This window comes from Streptomyces sp. NPDC029674 (genome assembly GCF_044903205.1).
Lineage (GTDB): Bacteria > Actinomycetota > Actinomycetes > Streptomycetales > Streptomycetaceae > Streptomyces.
Window position 1 is genome coordinate 91,475 of record NZ_JBJDPY010000003.1, and the last position, 18,167, is coordinate 109,641.

An 18,167-nucleotide genomic window follows, 5' to 3' on the forward strand; every position below is an offset into this window, starting at 1 on the left:
GCGCCCCGGGCAGTGATCGCCGACCGTGCTGCCCGGGGCGCCGTGCGGTCAGGTCAGCCGCCCACGTACGCCGCGAGGTGCTCGCCCGTGAGGGTGGTCCTGGAGGCGACGAGGTCGGCCGGCGTGCCCTCGAAGACGATCTTTCCGCCGTCGTGGCCCGCGCCGGGCCCGAGGTCGATGATCCAGTCGGCGTGCGCCATGACCGCCTGGTGGTGCTCGACGACGATGACCGACTTGCCCGAGTCGACGAGCCGGTCCAGGAGGCCGAGCAGCTGCTCGACGTCGGCGAGGTGGAGTCCGGTGGTCGGCTCGTCGAGGACGTACACGCCGCCCTTGTCGCCCATGTGCGTCGCCAGCTTCAGCCGCTGCCGCTCGCCGCCGGAGAGCGTGGTGAGCGGCTGGCCGAGGCTGAGGTAGCCGAGCCCGACGTCCGAGAGGCGCCGCAGGATCTTGTGGGCGGCGGGGGTGTGCGCCTCGCCGGACGAGCCGGAGCCGCTCCCGCCACCGGAGCCGCTCCCGGATTCGGATCCGCCGCCGAAGAACTCCTCCGCCTCGTCCACCGACATCGCGAGGACCTCGCTGATGTCGCGGCCGCCGAGCCGGTACTCCAGGACCGACGCCTGGTAGCGCCTGCCCTCGCAGTCCTCGCACGGGGTGGCGACGCCCGCCATCATCGCGAGGTCGGTGTAGATCACGCCCGCGCCGTTGCAGGTCGGACAGGCGCCCTCGGAGTTCGCGCTGAACAGCGCCGGCTTCACGCCGTTGACCTTCGCGAACGCCTTGCGGATCGGGTCGAGGAGCCCCGTGTACGTGGCGGGGTTGCTGCGCCGCGAGCCGCGGATCGGGGTCTGGTCGACCGTCACCACGCCCGCGTCGGCCGGCATCGACCCGTGCACGAGCGAGCTCTTGCCGGAACCGGCGACACCGGTGACGACGGTGAGCACCCCGAGCGGGATGTCGACGTCGACCCCGCGCAGGTTGTGCGCGCTCGCGCCGCGGATCTCCAGCGCCCCGGTCGGCTTGCGCACGCTCTCCTTCAGCGCGGACCGGTCGTCGAAGTGGCGCCCGGTGACGGTGTCGGAGGTCCGCAGCCCCTCGACGGTGCCCTCGAAGCAGACGGTGCCGCCGCCCGTACCGGCACCGGGCCCGAGGTCGACGACGTGGTCGGCGATGGAGATCGTCTCCGGCTTGTGCTCCACGACGAGCACGGTGTTGCCCTTGTCCCGCAGCCGCAGCAGCAGCCCGTTCATCCGCTGGATGTCGTGCGGGTGCAGGCCGATGGTGGGCTCGTCGAAGACGTACGTGACGTCGGTGAGGGAGGAGCCGAGGTGGCGGATCATCTTGACGCGCTGCGCCTCACCGCCGGACAGGGTGGCCGCGGGCCGGTCGAGCGAGAGGTACCCGAGCCCGATCTCCACGAACGAGTCGAGGGTCTGCTGCAAGGCGGTGAGCAGCGGCGCGACGGTCTCGTACGCGCCATCTGTGGAGGATCCCTTGGTGGGCCCCGGGGACGACTCCGCGGAGGACTCCGTCAAGCCGCGGACCCACTCGGCCAGATCCCGGATCTCCATCGCGCAGGCGTCGGCGATGCTCTTCCGCTTGATCTTCGACGAGCGGGCGCCCTCGCTGAGGCGGGTGCCGTCGCACTCCGGGCAGGTGGTGAAGGTGACCGCCCGCTCCACGAACGCCCGGATGTGCGGCTGCATCGACTCCTTGTCCTTGGCCAGGAACGACTTCTGGACCTTGGGGATGAGCCCTTCGTAGGTGAGGTTGACGCCGTTGACCTTCACCTTGACCGGCTCGCCGTACAGGAAGGACTGCAGCTCCTTCTCGGTGTACTCGCGGATCGGCTTGTCCGGGTCGACGAAGCCGGACTGGGCGTAGACCTGCACGGTCCACTGGCTGTCCGACTTCCAGCCGGGGATGGTGAAGGCGCCCTCGGCCAGCGACTTGGAGTCGTCGTACAGCTGCGTGAGGTCGATGTCGGAGACCGTGCCCCGCCCCTCGCAGCGCGTGCACATGCCGCCGGTGCGGTTGAACGTCGCCTTCTGCGCCTTCGTCTTGTTGCCGCGCTCGACGGTGATCGCGCCGCTCGCCCGGACCGACGCGGTGTTGAAGGAGTAGGCGCTGGGCGGGCCGATGTGCGGCTCGCCGAGCCGGCTGAAGAGGATGCGCAGCATCGCGTTGGCGTCGGTGGCGGTGCCGACGGTGGAGCGGGGGTCGCCGCCCATCCGCTGCTGGCCGACGGTGATCGCGGTGGTGAGACCGTCGAGGACGTCGACCTCGGGGCGCGCGAGCGTCGGCATGAATCCCTGCAAGAAGGCGCTGTACGTCTCGTTGATCAGCCGCTGCGACTCGGCGGCGATGGTGTCGAACACCAGGGAGCTCTTGCCCGAACCGGAGACGCCGGTGAACACCGTCAGACGGCGCTTCGGGATCTCGATGCTGACGTCCTTGAGGTTGTTCTCCCGGGCACCGTGCACGCGGATCAGATCGTGACTGTCGGCGGCGTGATCCTGCGATTCCGTCCGCTGCGTCTGTTCCGTCTGCTGTGTCTGTTCCGTCTTTCTTGCCTTGCTCATCGTGGTCGTCTCCATCGAAGTCCGGCACGCGGCGTCGTGCGGGCTCACGCTATCCGCGGGGTCTGACAGACGCTGCTCGGACTGGAGGAGAGAAAAAAAGAAAGGCAAGGAGGGATACGCACTCCTTGCCACTCTCAACTTATAGCGCACGGGGGGCCTTGCGGCAAGACCCCGGTGGTCCTGCACAATCACCGCTCGTAGCCACGACGGGCTCGACGAACAGGGTGACTTCATGGGGGATTTCATGGTCGACGTGATCATCGCCGGCGGCGGACCGACCGGCTTGATGCTGGCGGCCGAACTGCGGTTGCAGGGCGTGCACGTCCTCATCCTCGAGAAGGAGACGGAGCCGACCAAGCAGTCCCGTGCGCAGGGCCTGCACGTGCGCAGCATCGAGGTGATGGCCCAGCGCGGTCTGCTGGAGCGCTTCCTGCCGCTCGGCAGGCAGTTCACGGTCGGCGGTTTCTTCGCCGGTCTCGGCAAGGCCTGGCCGGACCGGATGGACACGGCGCACTCGTACGTACTCGCCATTCCGCAGGAGGTGACCGAGCGGCTGCTGGCCGAGCGCGCCGCCGAACTCGGCGTCGAGGTCCGGCGCGGCTGCGAAGTGGTCGGCATCGACCAGGACGACGACGGTGTGACCGTCGAACTGGCCGACGGCACGGAGCTGCGCTCGCGCTACGCCGTCGGCTGCGACGGCGGCCGCAGCGCCGTGCGCAAGCTGCTCGGCATCGGCTTCCCCGGGGAGCCGAGCAGGACCGAGACGCTGCTGGGCGAGATGGAGCTGACCGCATCGCCCGAGGAGCTCGCGGAGAAGATGGCCGAAGTGCGCAAGACGCAGCTGCGGTTCGGCGCCATGCCTCTCGGCGACGGCGTGTACCGCGTCATCGTGCCCGCCGACGGCCTGTCCGAGGACCGGACGACTCCGCCGACGCTCGCGGACTTCCAGCGGCAGCTGCGGGCCTTCGCCGGCACGGACTTCGGCGTGCACTCGCCGCGCTGGCTCTCCCGCTTCGGCGACGCCACCCGGCAGGCCGAGCGGTACCGGGCCGGCCGGGTGCTGCTGGCCGGCGACGCCGCGCACATCCACCCGCCGACCGGCGGGCAGGGCCTCAACCTCGGCATCCAGGACGCGTTCAACCTCGGCTGGAAGCTGGCCGCCGAGGTCAACGGCTGGGCTCCGGAAGGCCTGTTGGACAGCTACTACGACGAGCGGCACCCGGTGGCCGCCGCCGTACTGGACAACACCCGCGCGCAGATGCAGCTGATGTCCCCGGAGCCGGGCCCGCAGGCGGTGCGCCGGCTCCTCGCGGAGCTGATGGACTTCGAGGAGGTGAACCGCCACCTCATCGAGAAGATCACCGCGATCGGCGTCCGGTACGACTTCGGCGAGGGCCACGAGCTGCTCGGCAAGCGGCTGCGGGACATCGAGCTGAAGCAGGGCAGCCTCTACGACCTGACGCACGACGGCCGCGGCCTCCTCCTCGACCAGACCGGCCGCCTCTCCGTAGAGGGCTGGTCCGACCGGATCGACCACGTGGTCGACGTCAGCGAGGAACTGGACGCCCCCGCGGTACTGCTGCGCCCCGACGGCCACGTGGCGTGGGTGGGCGACGACCAGGAGGAGCTGCTGCGGGGGCTGCCGAGGTGGTTCGGGGCGTCAGCCGTGAGCTGACAGGACGTCGCGGAGAGCGAGGGGGGAGCGGCCGGTCAGCTGGGCGTAGTCGTTCCGGACCCGGTCCCAGCGCTGCTCGCGCACCGAGGCGAACATGGACGAGAACGCGTAGAGCCACCAGGGACCCAGACCGGCCGCCGCCCTCTCGGCGCAGTACGCGTCAGTCATCGCCACGACGTCCACGTCGGCCCGGTCCGCGAGCAACCGCACCACCCGCCCGCCCAGACTGCCCGCCGCCCGCCGCCCGTCACCGTTGTCATCAGTCGCTGGAAGGAACGACCTGCTCAGGGTCTTCGGGGCTCGGCCTGCTCGGCGATCCGCTCGGCGATGAGCCGCCGGTAGTTCGGACACTGGGTGACGTCCTCGTGTGCGCAGTTCAGTCCGCCCTCGATGAGCTCCAATGAGGCCTGGGCCGCTGCGATTCTCGACCGGAGCTCCTCGGCCGTGGGACGAAGGATCTCGTGCCGGGCGGCGCGGTCGACGGTTGTGGAGAGGACCCTGATGGTGTTCAAGCCAAGGCCGGCCTCCTTCAGGACGAGGATCGTCGCCACGCGGGTGAGGTCGTCCGCACCGTAGCGGCGGCGCCCGCCGGCGTCCCGTCCGGGGTGCAGCAGGCCCATCGCCTCCCAATGCCGCAGCACGTGCGTGGCAAGGCCGAACCGTGCCGCGAGGGCGCCGATGCTCAACGTGCCGGCGCCGCCGCCTTCCCTTGACTTCATGCCGACATTAAGTCGCAGCATGACGTCCATGTCCAAGCATCAGGAAGCGGTGGAAGAGCACCGCGACACCGAAGCCCTGCTGGCCGTCCTCGACGCCGCGGACCAGATGCCGAGCGCCGCTCGGCTGCGGGCCCGCTCCTACGAACTGCTTTCTCTCGTCCCGGGCTCGACCGTCGTGGACGTCGGCTGCGGCGCCGGACGAGCCGTCGCCGAGCTGGCCGAACGCGGCATCCACGCGGTGGGCGTGGACCCCGACCCGTGGATGCTGGCCGCGGCCAGGAAGCGTTGGCCGGATGCCGAGTTGCAGGAGGCAGGGGCGGAGGCCCTGCCGTTCGCCGACGGAAGCGTGCGCGGCTACCGTGCCGACAAGGTCTTCCACGTACTTCGGGAGCCGGGGCGCGCGGTGGCGGAGGCACGACGGGTTCTCTGCCCGGGCGGCAGGATCGTTCTGGTCGGTCAGGACTGGGACGCCATCATGATCGACTCGGCTGACGCGACGCTCACCCGCACGATCGTGCACGCGCGTGCCGACCTCTTGAGCACGCCCCGCGCCGGCCGCCAGTACCGCAGCCTGCTCCTGACCGGCGGCTTCGACGATGTCACGGTCGAGGTGCACACCCACGTGTTCACCGACCCCGCAATGCTGTCGCTGCTCGCGAGACTCGCCGAGCCGGTCTGCGCCAGCGGCGCCGTCAGTCGTGACCAGGTGGACGAGTGGCTCGCCGAACAGCGCCGACGCGCCGAGACCGGCCGCTTCCTCGTCGCCATCCCGTTCTTCGTGGCCGCCGCCTCCGCCTGAGTGCCATCCCTGGCATGGTGGGGCCCTGACCTGCTGTGCTTACGGTTGAGCGGAAATATGGAGGCCTCATGCCCCTGCAGATGGAACTCGTCGCGATAACGCTCGACTGCCCCGACCCGCCGGCCCTGGCGGCGTTCTACCAGCAGGCCACCGGCTTCGAACCGCACCCGGAGTCCGGCGCCGAGTTCGCCGGTCTCAACCGGGAGGACGGCCTCTTCATCGGCTTCCAGCGGGTCGCGGACCACCGCGCTCCGAACTGGCCCGACCAGACCGTTCCCCAGCAGCTGCACATCTGCTTCAAGGTCACGGAGAGCCTGGACGAGGCCGAGGCCCGGCTGCTGGAGCTGGGTGCGGGGAAGCCGGAACACCAGCCGCACGGGGACAAGGCGCGGGTCCTCACCGACCCGGCCGGGCATCCCTTCTGCATCATCGCGCGCTGACTGGCGAGTGACGTGGTGGCTGTCCTGTCCCAGTTAAGTGTTAAGTGTGGGTAGTACGAGGCCCTGAACTGGGGTACTTCGTTTTGTTTGGGACGTGCTGGCCGGGACCCTCCCGCCCGCTGGGACGATGTCCTTCGTCCGCCGGTCAGCGCGGCCTCACGCAGCCACTCCTCGGTCAGGGCGTCGTCCTCGACCGCGTCGTGCAGCCAGGCGGCGGCGATCGGCTCGTCGTCGCCGCGGGCACAGACCCCTTCGGCGACGGCCGGAGGTGCTCGGCGTAGGGCCGTCCGGCCTTGTCGGTCTGGTGTGCGTGCGCCTCGCGGGCGACGGCTTCCACTTCGGGGAGGGGCAGCGGGGTTGTGGTCATGGCCTCAGTGCCCCCACGGAGGCTCATCGACCCCAAGTCCCTCGTCAAGCGAACCAAATCGCTCAAGAAATGGTCTACGGAAATGCGATGTGGGGCATTTCTCGAAAATTCCCGAGTCCGCCAGGTAATGCGGGATACCCTGGTCTGCGCACGCGTTGGGGCGCGACTGCGGTCGCGGTACAGGGGGCCGGAAATTGACGCAGCAGAACACGGGGCGAACTCATTCCCTCTGGTGGAGTGCAGTCATTTCCTTGATCGTGCTCATTGTGGTTGGCGCTCTCGCCTTCGCCGGGTGCGCAGGAGGCGGTGCGGACCAGGGGGCTGGAAGTCCGGGCGCCAAGAACGCATTACCGCGCAGTGCCGGGCCGGGCGATGGGTCCCCCGGATCGGGCGGATCGAAGGGTTCTCCGGGGGCCGGCGATTCGGACAGGCCTGATCGAGGCGGTGGGACGCAGGGAGGTGCCGGGAGCCCCGACTCCTCGGCGCCCGGCGGCGGTTGGACGGGAGATCCGGGGTCGGACGGAGGGGGGTGGACACCCGGAGCTTCGGAGTCGGCTGCATCTCCCAGGACTCCTGCACCCGGGTCACCGGGAGCGTCCACAGGATCCGGGAACCACGATGGCGGCGGCGGAGGAAACGGGGGCGGGGACGGGGAAGTACCGAGCGAGAAGTTCTCCTGGCTTCGCATCGGCCCGAAATCCCCCGAGTTCGATGCGCTCCAGCCCGACCACGTCTACGACCTGATCCAGCGACACAATTGCGACCGTGCCCAGCGGCGGTATGACGTGAAGGGTTCCGAACGCCGGGCGGAAGCCCCTGCCACGTGGAATCTCCTCAAAGGGCTCATCGGCATCTGTTTTGCCGTGCAGGGAAATGAGGGCGGGTGGAAAACTGCCATCGAGTCCTACCGTGAGGTCAGGGGTATTACTAACGGGGACTGCAAGTACCAGGCCGGGTACAACCTGCTGAAGCAGGTCGGGTCCTTCCTCCTGGAACATCCCGACGGGAAGGTCGAGTTCGGCGAGGCGCCCACAGGACCGGGCTCGGCTGCGTGTCCGTACCGGGTCACCGACCTGTACTTCCCCATCGGGAACGCCGACGAGGCGGCCCCCGGGGACATCGTCGAGGTCCAAGGAACCTGGCCGAGCGAGGTCCGTCATGTTTTCCTCGACGGAAAGAAACAGGATGTCCGCCCCTTGTCCGAGGGCAATGAGGACAAGGCGTGCTGCCACAAGGGCATCACCCTGTTCGAGGTGCCACAGAACCTGCAGCCCGGCACCGAGGTGAAGAAGGTCACGCTCGCCGGGGCCGGGTTCGAACTCACCGCGCCCCGCGGGTTCACGGTGAAGGCCCCCTCCTGATGGCCGTCGCCTCCCGGAGGAGGACCCGGCTGCGCACCCTCGCCCAGCAGATGGTCCGCCCCCGTCGCCCGCTGCAGGGCGACGGGGGCCCTCCTGAACCCTCCCCGGCCGCCCACACGCCGGACGACTCCCCCGCAGTCAGCCCAGCAGCCGCCCCGAACCGTGCGCCAGACACATCGTCCCCCGAGCCCGAGCCCCAGTCCGGTGCAGGACCCGAGAGCAACCTGCCGCCCGGCTGGCTGGAACTCCTCGGTGCGGCGGGTTCGCTGCTGTCGCTGCTCACAGCGGTCCTGTTCTACTTCGGGTGGGCGAGCACAGATGCCGAGACCCGGGCTCTCGGGCTGCGTGACACCGTGTTACGGCTGTCGACCATCGACTACCTGCTGCGCAGTGTGGACGCGCTGTTCCTGCCGGCCGCGCTGGTGGCGGCCGCCGCGCTGGCCGGTACAGGGCTGCACCACTGGGTGACGCAGGACCCGGGCCGCGCCGAAGCGGTGACCCGGACCCTACGGTTCGCCTGGCTGCCACCCGTGGCCCTGATGGTGCTGCTGCCGCGCTTCCGCCTGTTGGAGTTGCTCCTCCCGCTGGCGCTGATTCCAGGCTTTCTGCTGACCACCTACGCGCGTACTCTGTCGCGCGCAGGCGAGCCGGCCTCGGCGGCAGACCGCCGCAGAAAGTTGCGCCTGTGGGCGCTTACCGTCCTGATCAGCGTGCTGGCGCTGTTCTGGGCGATCTCCACGTACGCGGGAATGGTGGGCCGCAGCCGGGCGGAGGCGGCCGCGCGATCGGTCGACACGGCGTTTCCCTCAGTGGTCGTCTTCAGTGAGAAGGACCTGCTGATCCGCGGTGATGGCACCTGCTTCAACCGTATCGAGGACAAGAACAGCGCCTACGGCTTCCGTCACGCAGGGCTGCGGCTCTTCCACGTGTCGGGGGACCGGGTGTTCCTGGTGGGGTCGGATTGGACGCCCGGCCGCGGCACTCTCTGGGTGATCGAGAAGGACGACAGCCTGCGGGTGGAGTTCGCCGACGTCAAGGGGAGGCCCGCCAAGGAGTGCTGAGCTTGGCATTTAGTACTCCAGCTGCAGATCGTGATCTTCATGTCGGGGATGCGGCTTGCCGCCGGTAGTGACTGGTGCGTGGTCGTGCCTGGTGGCGGCGCCAGTCGGACCAAGCAAGCCGGTGGGTCGCGTCGCGGACGGGTCGGACGGCGAGCGCGATGAACAGGCGTCGTCCGGCGTGGGTCGGTGTGCGTGTTCGTCGGCGCGGACGACGGTGAGGAAGGCGTGGGCGAGCATGGCGAGGGTGACTCAGCGGGCCCAGGAGGGGGGAGCGACGGGCCTGGTGTTCATCCAGTCCGGCCAGTCCCTTCTCGCTTTGGAAGGTCTCTTCCACTCGCCATCTGGAACCTGCGACCTTGACCAGGGTGACCAGGGGTGCTGGCCTGATGGAGTGACAGCGGTAGTAGGCGAGTTCGCCGGTGGTGCGGTTGCGACGGATCAGCAGCTGGTGGTGTCCTGGCGGCTCTTCGGCGAGGTCGATGACGACCCAGTCGTAGAACCGCTGCCCCTTCGCGCCGGGCCTGGCCGAGAGCTTCTGCCAGGCCCGCTTCGGCACCTTCTTCGCCAGGGCATCAGCGCGGAACATACCTGCAGCGGTGGGAACTTCGGCTGAGCAGGCCACCGCGAGGACGTAGCCGATGCCGCGTCCTTCCAAGGCGGTCCGCAGTTGCGGGTTGCCGCCGTAGACCTCGTCACCGATGGCCCAGCCCACTTGGTGTCCGGCGGCCGGGAACCGTTCGATCATCACCCTGGCCGATTCCGGCTTGGTCGCGAAGACGGTGTCCTCGCCGAGCGCCCTGCGGACGAATGGAGAGGTCGAACGCTTCAACGGCGCCCTGGTCCGTGAGTAGGCCTACGTCCGCGACTACAGCCCAGAGCACGAACGCCGCGCCGCGCTCGCGGACTTCCTCAACTACTACAGAGCGCCCACATACCGCCCTCGGCGGGAAGCCGCCTATCAGCCGGACCGTCGGGAGCGACTATCGCGGCGTGTGCAATCAGCCGCCGGAACCGCTCGACATGGCCCTGCAGCAACTCGCGTTCGAGGACCTCGTGGAACCAACCTCATGAGACAGCACAGCGAGGATTTGGAGCCCCCTGATGCGGCGGGCGCAACACCTCTCGGTCACGCAGGGGACCAGTACCAACCGCACCGGTTGCCCTGACCACGAAATGCCGGGAACCGGCGCTCGGGGCGTACCGACTCGAACCGGACCGACCATAAACGTCGCAAAGATCCCCGCTCGCGGACCCCCGTCGCATGACGTACTCCAGCTCAACGTTCTCCGACGACCCCTCGCGCACATCCACCCGGGCCTCCGGTACGACGTCGACCAGCCACTTCGACCGTAGAAGCGGGGCGATCCCCGTACCTACACAAGACCGGACTCTTCAGAACTTGCCCACACATGACCGGGACGCAGCCCCGCATGCCTACAGAAGAGCGGGACTGCCTACACGTCGCGGAGGCAGGACAGCGCATGGCGGGTGTCGCGGCGCGTGGCGTAGCGCACTTTTGCAAGCGGGTGCTTGCAAAAGTTAGCAAGGGTGCTGCACCATCGGGGCATGGCATCACTCAACGTCGGCAATCTCGGCGAGTACCTGCGCGAGCAGCGGCGCACCGCGCAGCTGTCGTTGCGGCAGCTCGCCGACGCCGCCGGGGTGTCCAATCCGTATCTGAGCCAGATCGAGCGCGGCCTGCGCAAGCCGAGCGCGGAGGTTCTGCAGCAGGTCGCCAAGGCCCTGCGCATCTCCGCCGAGACGCTGTACGTGCGGGCCGGGATCCTCGACGAGAAGGAGCGGGACGAGCTGGAGACGCGCGCCGTCATCCTCGCCGACCCGTCCCTCAACGAGCGCCAGAAGCAGGTGCTGTTGCAGATCTACGAGTCGTTCCGCAAGGAGAACGGCTTCGATACGGCGTCGTACGACGACGGCAGTGACGTCGACGGCAGTGATGTGGGCCCGAAGCAGGCCTCTTAAAGCTGACCAGACCAGCAGTAGCTGACAAGCCGACGCGAATCCGGGAGGACCATCGTCATGGCCATCACCGATGACCTGCGCAAGACCCTCAGCAACCCCACCCCCGCGTACTTCGTCGCCGGGTCCGCGGACCTCGCCTTCCAGCAGGCGAAGAAGGTTCCCGGCCTCGTCGAGCAGCTGATCGCCGAGGCTCCGTCCCGCATCGACGCGGTGCGCAACACCGACCCCAAGGCCGTCCAGGACAAGGCCGCCGCCCGCGCCAAGGAGGCGCAGGAGACCCTCCAGGCCAAGGTCACCGAGGTGCTCGGCACGCTCGACACCGACCTGAAGAAGCTCCAGGAGACCGCTCAGGACCTCGCGCTGCGCGGTGTCGGCGTGGCCGCCGAACTCGCCGTCAAGGCGCGGGAGAAGTACGACGAGGTCGCCGAGCACGGCGAGCACGCCGTGAAGTCCTGGCGCGGCGAGGCCGCCGAGGAGATCCTCGACCTGGCCGAGACGGTCGAGCCCGACGACGAGCCGAAGCCCGAGGCGGCGGACGCCGCGGCGCCCAAGGCGTCCGGGGTCGTCGCGCCCAGGAGCGCGGCCGCCGCCCCGGCGAAGAAGCCCGTCGCGAAGAAGGCGCCGGCCCGCAAGACGACGGCCAAGAAGACCACGCCGCCCGCCGAGTAGCGCGCGACAGCACGTGTGTAAGGGGCGGGCACGGGGCGGGCACTCTCCGCGTGCCCGCCCCGTTGTCGGGGTAGCGGGTACCGTGGCCGCGTAATCGATGAGCCGTGACTGGCCGAGACTGGTGGTGGACGTTGTGCTGATGCAAGGGTTCGCGAACTTCATGTGGCTGCTGTCGCTGGCCCTGATCCTCTTCAGCGGTTTCGCCCTCATCGACGCCGCCGTCCGGCGCGAGGACGCCTATCGCGCGGCGGACAAGAAGACCAAGCCGTTCTGGCTGATCATCCTCGGCCTCGCCTTCGTGGTGAACCTGATCTTCAACATCCTGTCGTTCCTGCCGATCATCGGGCTCATCGCCACCATCGTGTACATGGTCGACGTGCGCCCGGCGATCCAGCAGATCACCGGCGGCGGACGCGGCGGCCGCCGCGGCGGCTCCAGCAGCGACGGCCCGTACGGCCCGTACAACGGCGGCCGGTAGCTTCTGCCCCCGCCGGTACGGACCGCGCTCACCGCGCCCCGGGCGACCGGTCCAGGAGCAGCACGGCCACGTCGTCCGTGAGGTCGCCGCCATTGAGGTCGCGCACCTCGTTCACGGCCGCCTCCAGGAGCTCGTCGCCCCGCAGCCCCGCGGCGATCTGGCGGCGGACCATCTCCACCATCCCGTCCTGCCCCAGGCGCTGGTTGCCCTCGCCGATCCGGCCCTCGATCAGACCGTCCGTGTAGAGCATCAGGCTCCACGCGCCGCCGAGCTCCACCTGGCGGCGCGGCCAGCGGGCGCGCGGCAGCAGGCCGAGGGCGGGACCGCCGTCCTCGTACGGCAGAAGTTCCGCGAGCCGCCCCTCGCGCGCGATCAGCGGCGACGGGTGCCCGGCGAGGCAGAGGCCGGCCCGGCGGCCGTCCGGGGCGATGTCGACCGTGCAGAGCGTCGCGAAGATCTCGTCGTCCGCCCGCTCGTGCTCCAGGACTTTCTGCAGCGTGGAGAGCAGCTCGTCGCCGCAGAGCCCCGCGAAGGTCAGCGCGCGCCAGGCGATCCGCAGCTCCACGCCGAGCGCCGCCTCGTCGGGCCCGTGGCCGCAGACGTCGCCGATCATGACGTGCACGGAGCCGTCGGGGGTGCGCACGGTGTCGTAGAAGTCGCCGCCGAGGAGCGCGCGGGAACGGCCGGGCCGGTAACGGGCGGCGAACCGCAGCGGTGAGCCCTCCAGGAGCGGCGTCGGCAGCAGGCCGCGCTCCAGGCGGGCGTTCTCCTGGGCGCGCAGGCGCGACTCGGTCAGCTGCCGCTGGGCGACGTCGGCGCGCTTGCGCTCCACCGCGTACCGGATGGCGCGGCTCAGCAGCCGCCCGTCCAGCTCCTCCCGGAAGAGGTAGTCCTGGGCGCCGACCCGGACGGCTTCGGCGCCGCGCTCGGAGTCGTCGTTCGCGGTGAGGGCGAGGACGGCGTGCCGGGGCGCGAGGCGCAGCACGTGCTTGAGGGCGACGAGCTCGTCGTCGTCCTCGGCGGCGCCGGGGGCCGGCAGGGCGAGGTCGAGCAGGATGCAGTGCACGTCGTCCGTGAGCAGCCGCTCGGCCTCGGTGAGGTTGCGGGCGGTGCGGATACGGATGGGTTTGCCCGCGGAGTCGAGGAGCTCGGGGACGCTCAGGGAGCCCACCGGGTCGTCCTCGATCACCAGCAGGCTGAGCCCGGAGCCGCTGCTGTGGCCGTTACCACTGCTGCTGCCAGTGCCACTGGTGCTGCCGGTGCCACTGGTGGTGCTGGTGTTACCGGTGGTGTTGCTGTTGTTCGCTGTCGGGGCGTGGGCGGGCGCCGTCGTGTCGTACGGGGGCGCCGCATGAGCCTGACCGCCTTCCGCGGCCGGGATCGCTCTCTGCCGCGGTATGGGTGCGGGCATCGCTTGCTTCCTTCCCTCCCCCCGAGGGCATGGCACCGCGCAGGTCGACGCGGCACCGACGGGGACCATAGCGGTAGCCGTGCCTCCATTGGAATGCCGCGCGGCAAACGGCCACCGTCATATGCCGCATCCAGGAACGCACTTGGGCACGGTGGGGTCCCGCCAGGGATGACGAACATCACGCCGGGAGGGTTGAGCGGCCGGGCGCGGGGTGCGCTGGGTCACATGGCCCGGCGCACAGTGGCGGAGCCCACCGCACCCGCCGCCGCGGACGCCTACTTGTCCGGGCGTACGACCCCGAGGATCTTCATCGATCCCGCCCCCGCGACCGTCACGTCCCGACCGGGGCGCGGCGCGTGCACGATCGCCCCGTCGCCCAGATACATCCCGACGTGGCTCGCGTCCGAGTGGTAGATGATCAGGTCACCGGGGCGCATGTTCTTCACGTCGACGCGCGGCAGCTGCTTCCACTGCTCCTGCGAGGTCCGCGGTATGCCGCGGCCGGCGGCCGACCAGGCCTTCGAGGTGAGCCCGGAGCAGTCGTACGACCCGGGGCCCTCGGCGCCCCACACGTACGGCTTGCCGATCTGGGCGGTGGCGAACTCGATGGCCTTCTTGCCCTGGGGCGACGCCTTGCCGTCGACGTCCTTCAGGGCGCCCGAACTCACCCACGCCGACTGCTTCTTGAGAGCGGCCGCCTCCTCCAGCTTCCGCAGCCGCTCCCGCTCCTTCTTCTCCAGCGTCGATTCGATCTTCTCGGCGGCCGCGATCTTCTTCTTTATCTTCTTCTTCGAGGCGGCCTTCGCCTTGCGGTTGGCTTCCAGCTTCTTCCAGCGGGCGGTGGCGTCCTCGGCGTAGATCCGCAGGTCCTCCTGCGTGCGCTCCAGCTCGGTGAGCATGCCCTTGGTGGCCTTCTGGCCCTGCCGCAGGCGCCCGGCGCCGTCCAGGAACCGGCCCGGGTTGTCGCTCAGCATGAGCTGGGCCTCGTCCGGGATGCCTCCGCCGCGGTACTGCGCGCGGGCCGCCGCGCCCGCGCGGGCCTTGAGCTTCTTCAGCTTCGCCTGGCCCTTGGCGATGTCCTTGGCCAGCTTCACGATCTGCTCGGACTGTTTTTCGGCCTTCTCCTCGGCCGCGTTGTACGCGTCCGTGGCCACGCCCGCGTCGTGGTAGAGCTTGTCGATGTCCTTGCGGACCTGCTCCAGGGACTGGTCCGTCCGGGGCGCCGGATCGGTCGGGTCAGTGGGCCGCGCCGGGCTGGAGGGCTTCGCCGGACTCGCGAAGGCCGCCCCCGGTGCGGCGAGCACCGTCGCCGCGCAGATCAGCGCCACGGCCGTCGCTGTCGAATATCGCTTGCCGGTCACGCCCCGCCACCCCCAAAGCTGATTTACCGTCAGTAACTTAAGGTCGCCACCGGGATGGTGCCATGCCGGCGCGCGATCCGACAGGGCCCGGCGGCAACTCCGATCCCCCGTACGCCCCATGTGACGTACGGCACGCGAAGATCGTTCCCCGCCTGTCCCCGCACCAGAGCATCTCCGGGTGACGTCCGGGTGGCCTCGGGGTGACCTCGGGGTTCACCCCGACTTACTCCGAGTGAGGCGCCAACGCCCCCCACCGCACCGTCACTTCACCCTGCCGCCACCGCGAAGTCCCGTCGGTCACCGGCCAGTCGGCGGCCAGCGCCCGCACCGCCCTGATCCACCGCTGCCGCGCCCCGTACGAGGCGTACGGCGCCGCGGCCGCCCACGCCCGGTCGAAGTCGCGCAGGAACGCGTGCACGGGCTCGCCCGGCACGTTCCGGTGGATCAGCGCCTTCGGCAGCCGCTCGGCGAGGTCGGAGGGCCGGTCAAGGGAGCCGAGCCGCGCCGCGAACGTCACCGTGCGCGGCCCCTCGGGCCCGAGAGCGACCCACACGTGCCGCCGCCCGATCTCGTCGCAGGTGCCCTCGACGAGCAGCCCGCCGGGGGCGAGGCGGGCGCGGAGCCGCTCCCAGACGGCGGCGACCTGCTCCTCGTCGTACTGCCGCAGCACGTTCGCGGCCCGGATCAGGACCGGTCCCGAGCCCGAGCCCGGGCCTGAGCCGGAAGCGCCCGCCCCCGACCCCGTCGGCTCCGGCAGCGGAACCTCGAAGCCGCCGTGCCGGAAGGAGAGCCCCTCGCGCTCGTACGGCGCGGCGGCCGCCACCCGTGCCGGGTCGATCTCGATACCGACCACCCGCGCGCGTGGAGCGACGGTACGCAGCCTGAGCAGCAGCTCGACGGCGGTCCAGGGGGAGGCGCCGTAGCCGAGGTCGACGGCGACGGGGTCCTCGGCGCGGCGCAGCGCGGGGCCGTGGACCGCGGCGATCCAGCGGTCCATCCGGCGCAGCCGGTTCGGGTTCGTGGTCCCGCGCGTCACCGTTCCCACGGGGCGGGAAGGGGTGCGTGGGGCCATGGAAGAAGGGTATGCGGGGACGGGCGGCGGTCGGGAACGCGCCGGGACGGTGCCCGGGGACGGTGCCCGGAACCGATGGGGATGGGCCACGACCCGACGACGCAGCGTAACGCTTTGGCAAAAACAGGCCGGCCCGCGGCCAGGCGGAAATGGAGCAGCCGCCTCCGGTGTTCTCCCTCTGGAGGTACGTACGCCCTCCTCGCAGTCATGCCCGTAGTCATGCCCGTACGCAAGGAGGACCGCCACGTGAGCCAGTACGTGTCCAGGCTCGGGCGTCGCTCCCCGGCGGCACCCCCACGGCTCCGTATCCCCGGGTCCCCGCGGCGTCCGCGCCGCGTGGCGATGCTGAGCGTGCACACCTCGCCGCTGCACCAGCCCGGTACGGGCGACGCGGGCGGCATGAACGTCTACATCGTCGAGCTCGCCAAGCGCCTCGCCGCGATCAACATCGAGGTCGAGATCTTCACGCGCGCCACCACCGGAGGACTCCCGTCCGCCGTGGAACTCGCGCCCGGCGTCCTCGTGCGCCACGTGGACGCGGGCCCCTACGAAGGACTCGCCAAGGAAGAGCTGCCGGCGCAGCTCTGCGCCTTCACTCACGGCGTGATGCAGGCCTGGGCGGGCCACCGGCCCGGCTACTACGACCTGGTCCACTCCCACTACTGGCTCTCCGGCCACGTCGGCTGGCTCGCCGCCGAACGCTGGGGCGTGCCCCTCGTCCACGCCATGCACACCATGGCCAAGGTCAAGAACGCGGCGCTCGCCGAGGGCGACACCCCCGAACCCGCCGCCCGTGTCATCGGCGAGACCCAGATCGTCCGCGCCGCCGACCGCCTCATCGCCAACACCTCCGAAGAGGCCGACGAGCTCGTACGCCACTACGAAGCCGAGCCCGGCAAGGTCGCCGTCGTCCACCCCGGCGTCAACCTCGAACGGTTCCGCCCCGCCGACGGCCGCGCCGCCGCCCGGCACCGCCTGGGCCTGCCGCAAGACGCCCTCGTACCGGTCTTCGCAGGCCGCATCCAGCCCCTGAAGGCCCCCGACCTGCTGCTCCGCGCGGTCGCGGTCCTCCTGGACGAGCGCCCGGCGCTGCGCTCGAACATCGTCGTCCCCATCGTCGGCGGCCCGAGCGGCAGCGGTCTCGCCAAGCCCGAGGGGCTGCAGAAACTGGCCGCGAAGCTGGGGATCGCGGACGTCGTCCGCTTCCAGCCGCCGGTCGGCCAGGAACAGCTCGCCGACTGGTTCAGGGCCGCGTCCGTCCTGGTGATGCCCTCGTACAGCGAGTCCTTCGGACTCGTCGCCATCGAGGCGCAGGCCGCGGGCACGCCGGTCCTCGCGGCGGCGGTCGGCGGCCTGCCCGTCGCCGTACGCGACGGAGTGACCGGATTCCTGATCCCCGGCCACGAACCGGCCCACTACGCGCGCGTGCTCCGCGATTTCGCCGACCATCCCCACCTTGTGGAGCGCATGGGCGAGGCCGCGGCCCGGCACGCGGAGTCCTTCGGCTGGGACACGGCGGCGTCCGCCACGGCGGACGTCTACACCGCCGCGGTGCACGATTTCCGCGCTTCCCGCCGTCACGTACGCTCGCACCATGGCTGATCAGGCGGACACGGCGGACATGGTGGACACTGCGTCGATCATCGAGCGGACCCTGGACGACGCCGAGCTCGAATGGGAGACCGTCGAGCCCGGCTCGTACGTGGTGAAGCTCCCCGGCACGCGAAAGCTCTCCACGACGCTCTCCCTGCGGGTCGGCAACCACTCCCTCTCCCTGAACGCCTTCGTGATCCGCCACCCGGACGAGAACCACGAGGCGGTCCACCGCTGGCTCCTGGAGCGGAACCTCCGCCTCTACGGCGTCAGTTACGCGATCGACTCGCTCGGCGACATCTACCTCGCCGGCAAGCTCCCGCTCTCCGCGGTCACCCCCGCCGAACTCGACCGCCTCCTCGGCTCGGTCCTCTCCGCCTCCGACGACTCCTTCAACACCCTCCTCGAACTGGGCTTCGCGTCGGCGATCCGCAAGGAGTACGAGTGGCGGGTCGCGCGGGGCGAGTCGACGCGCAACCTCGATGCGTTCACACACCTGACCCAGCCGGGCGCCAAGCAGAACCGCTGAGGCGGGGGCGCGGGCCGGGCTGCTGGGGCGCGCGTGGTTGACGGAGGCGGCGGTGCCAACGCCTCCGCTT

At 70.2% G+C, this 18,167-nt stretch carries 16 protein-coding genes and 2 pseudogenes; 10 read left to right on the top strand and 8 right to left on the bottom strand.

Annotated elements, in window-relative coordinates:
• Positions 1-53: 53 nt before the first annotated feature.
• Positions 54-2,582: an ATP-binding cassette domain-containing protein gene (locus tag ACI2L3_RS07820; protein ID WP_404751435.1), complete on the bottom strand. Its 2,529-nt coding sequence runs from the start codon at positions 2,580-2,582 to the stop codon at positions 54-56.
• A 244-nt stretch (positions 2,583-2,826) separates the two neighbouring features.
• On the opposite strand from ACI2L3_RS07820, the gene rox reads away from it, so the two are divergent.
• Positions 2,827-4,257, top strand: a complete 1,431-nt coding sequence (gene rox / locus ACI2L3_RS07825; RefSeq protein ID WP_404751906.1) for a rifampin monooxygenase — start codon at positions 2,827-2,829, stop codon at positions 4,255-4,257.
• On the opposite strand, the gene ACI2L3_RS07830 is transcribed toward rox, so the two are convergent.
• Both ACI2L3_RS07830 and ACI2L3_RS07835 read right to left on the bottom strand, forming a co-directional pair.
• Entirely contained in the window at positions 4,243-4,467 is a 225-nt protein-coding gene (locus ACI2L3_RS07830) for a hypothetical protein (RefSeq protein WP_404751436.1), read from the bottom strand. The two genes, rox and ACI2L3_RS07830, sit on opposite strands and share 15 nt — an antisense overlap.
• A gap of 74 nt (positions 4,468-4,541) precedes the next feature.
• Positions 4,542-4,997, bottom strand: a complete 456-nt coding sequence (locus ACI2L3_RS07835; protein ID WP_404751907.1) for a MerR family transcriptional regulator — start codon at positions 4,995-4,997, stop codon at positions 4,542-4,544.
• 7 nt (positions 4,998-5,004) lie between these two features.
• Here ACI2L3_RS07835 and ACI2L3_RS07840 point away from each other — a divergent pair, with 7 nt between their 5' ends.
• A complete protein-coding gene (locus ACI2L3_RS07840; RefSeq protein ID WP_404751437.1) occupies positions 5,005-5,775 on the top strand; it encodes a methyltransferase domain-containing protein in 771 nt (256 codons plus the stop codon).
• 68 nt (positions 5,776-5,843) lie between these two features.
• Positions 5,844-6,215 (top strand): VOC family protein, encoded by a 372-nt coding sequence (locus ACI2L3_RS07845; protein ID WP_404751438.1) that lies wholly within the window; start codon positions 5,844-5,846, stop codon positions 6,213-6,215.
• Positions 6,216-6,332: 117 nt separating this feature from the next.
• Here ACI2L3_RS07845 and ACI2L3_RS07850 read toward each other — a convergent pair.
• Positions 6,333-6,582: pseudogene (locus tag ACI2L3_RS07850) on the bottom strand (HD domain-containing protein); the annotation flags it as partial.
• Positions 6,583-7,445: 863 nt separating this feature from the next.
• On the opposite strand from ACI2L3_RS07850, the gene ACI2L3_RS07855 reads away from it, so the two are divergent.
• Both ACI2L3_RS07855 and ACI2L3_RS07860 read left to right on the top strand, forming a co-directional pair.
• The gene (locus ACI2L3_RS07855) at positions 7,446-7,943 is read left to right on the top strand and encodes a hypothetical protein (RefSeq protein ID WP_404751439.1); all 498 of its coding nucleotides are present in this window, start codon (positions 7,446-7,448) and stop codon (positions 7,941-7,943) included.
• On the top strand, positions 7,943-9,004 hold the full coding sequence (locus ACI2L3_RS07860) for a hypothetical protein (RefSeq protein ID WP_404751440.1): 1,062 nt from the start codon (positions 7,943-7,945) through the stop codon (positions 9,002-9,004). The genes ACI2L3_RS07855 and ACI2L3_RS07860 overlap by 1 nt, the downstream gene beginning before the upstream one ends.
• A gap of 37 nt (positions 9,005-9,041) precedes the next feature.
• On the opposite strand, the pseudogene ACI2L3_RS07865 reads toward ACI2L3_RS07860, so the two are convergent.
• Positions 9,042-9,797 (bottom strand): annotated as a pseudogene (locus tag ACI2L3_RS07865) (IS701 family transposase); the annotation flags it as partial.
• Between the two features lie 773 nt (positions 9,798-10,570).
• Here ACI2L3_RS07865 and ACI2L3_RS07870 point away from each other — a divergent pair.
• From ACI2L3_RS07870 to ACI2L3_RS07880, 3 genes are all read left to right on the top strand, one after another.
• Entirely contained in the window at positions 10,571-10,984 is a 414-nt protein-coding gene (locus tag ACI2L3_RS07870) for a helix-turn-helix domain-containing protein (protein ID WP_404751441.1), read from the top strand.
• Between the two features lie 57 nt (positions 10,985-11,041).
• Positions 11,042-11,653, top strand: coding sequence for a hypothetical protein (locus ACI2L3_RS07875; RefSeq protein ID WP_404751442.1), 612 nt, complete (start codon positions 11,042-11,044; stop codon positions 11,651-11,653).
• 139 nt (positions 11,654-11,792) lie between these two features.
• Positions 11,793-12,131: a DUF2516 family protein gene (locus ACI2L3_RS07880; RefSeq protein ID WP_404751443.1), complete on the top strand. Its 339-nt coding sequence runs from the start codon at positions 11,793-11,795 to the stop codon at positions 12,129-12,131.
• A 28-nt stretch (positions 12,132-12,159) separates the two neighbouring features.
• On the opposite strand, the gene ACI2L3_RS07885 is transcribed toward ACI2L3_RS07880, so the two are convergent.
• The 3 genes from ACI2L3_RS07885 to ACI2L3_RS07895 form a co-directional block, all read right to left on the bottom strand.
• Positions 12,160-13,542: a PP2C family protein-serine/threonine phosphatase gene (locus ACI2L3_RS07885; protein ID WP_404751444.1), complete on the bottom strand. Its 1,383-nt coding sequence runs from the start codon at positions 13,540-13,542 to the stop codon at positions 12,160-12,162.
• Positions 13,543-13,817: 275 nt separating this feature from the next.
• Entirely contained in the window at positions 13,818-14,903 is a 1,086-nt protein-coding gene (locus ACI2L3_RS07890; RefSeq protein ID WP_404751445.1) for a C40 family peptidase, read from the bottom strand.
• Between the two features lie 223 nt (positions 14,904-15,126).
• Positions 15,127-15,975: a class I SAM-dependent methyltransferase gene (locus tag ACI2L3_RS07895; protein ID WP_404751446.1), complete on the bottom strand. Its 849-nt coding sequence runs from the start codon at positions 15,973-15,975 to the stop codon at positions 15,127-15,129.
• Between the two features lie 246 nt (positions 15,976-16,221).
• Between ACI2L3_RS07895 and mshA the strand changes: the two genes are divergently transcribed.
• Both mshA and ACI2L3_RS07905 read left to right on the top strand, forming a co-directional pair.
• The gene (gene mshA / locus ACI2L3_RS07900; RefSeq protein WP_404751447.1) at positions 16,222-17,577 is read left to right on the top strand and encodes a D-inositol-3-phosphate glycosyltransferase; all 1,356 of its coding nucleotides are present in this window, start codon (positions 16,222-16,224) and stop codon (positions 17,575-17,577) included.
• A 19-nt stretch (positions 17,578-17,596) separates the two neighbouring features.
• Positions 17,597-18,097, top strand: a complete 501-nt coding sequence (locus ACI2L3_RS07905; protein ID WP_404751908.1) for a YbjN domain-containing protein — start codon at positions 17,597-17,599, stop codon at positions 18,095-18,097.
• Positions 18,098-18,167 lie beyond the last annotated feature (70 nt).

Bases quoted from the DNA above. Each gene is read 5' to 3' on its own strand.
- ACI2L3_RS07845 (WP_404751438.1), top strand. From the start codon at position 5,844: ATGCCCCTGCAGATGGAACTCGTCGCGATAACGCTCGACTGCCCCGAC.
- ACI2L3_RS07885 (WP_404751444.1), bottom strand. From the start codon at position 13,542: ATGCCCGCACCCATACCGCGGCAGAGAGCGATCCCGGCCGCGGAAGGC.
- ACI2L3_RS07820 (WP_404751435.1), bottom strand. From the start codon at position 2,582: ATGAGCAAGGCAAGAAAGACGGAACAGACACAGCAGACGGAACAGACG.
- ACI2L3_RS07880 (WP_404751443.1), top strand. From the start codon at position 11,793: ATGCAAGGGTTCGCGAACTTCATGTGGCTGCTGTCGCTGGCCCTGATC.
- ACI2L3_RS07905 (WP_404751908.1), top strand. From the start codon at position 17,597: ATGGTGGACACTGCGTCGATCATCGAGCGGACCCTGGACGACGCCGAG.
- ACI2L3_RS07870 (WP_404751441.1), top strand. From the start codon at position 10,571: ATGGCATCACTCAACGTCGGCAATCTCGGCGAGTACCTGCGCGAGCAG.
- ACI2L3_RS07860 (WP_404751440.1), top strand. From the start codon at position 7,943: ATGGCCGTCGCCTCCCGGAGGAGGACCCGGCTGCGCACCCTCGCCCAG.
- ACI2L3_RS07895 (WP_404751446.1), bottom strand. From the start codon at position 15,975: ATGGCCCCACGCACCCCTTCCCGCCCCGTGGGAACGGTGACGCGCGGG.
- ACI2L3_RS07875 (WP_404751442.1), top strand. From the start codon at position 11,042: ATGGCCATCACCGATGACCTGCGCAAGACCCTCAGCAACCCCACCCCC.
- ACI2L3_RS07835 (WP_404751907.1), bottom strand. From the start codon at position 4,997: ATGCTGCGACTTAATGTCGGCATGAAGTCAAGGGAAGGCGGCGGCGCC.
- rox (WP_404751906.1), top strand. From the start codon at position 2,827: ATGGTCGACGTGATCATCGCCGGCGGCGGACCGACCGGCTTGATGCTG.
- ACI2L3_RS07840 (WP_404751437.1), top strand. From the start codon at position 5,005: ATGTCCAAGCATCAGGAAGCGGTGGAAGAGCACCGCGACACCGAAGCC.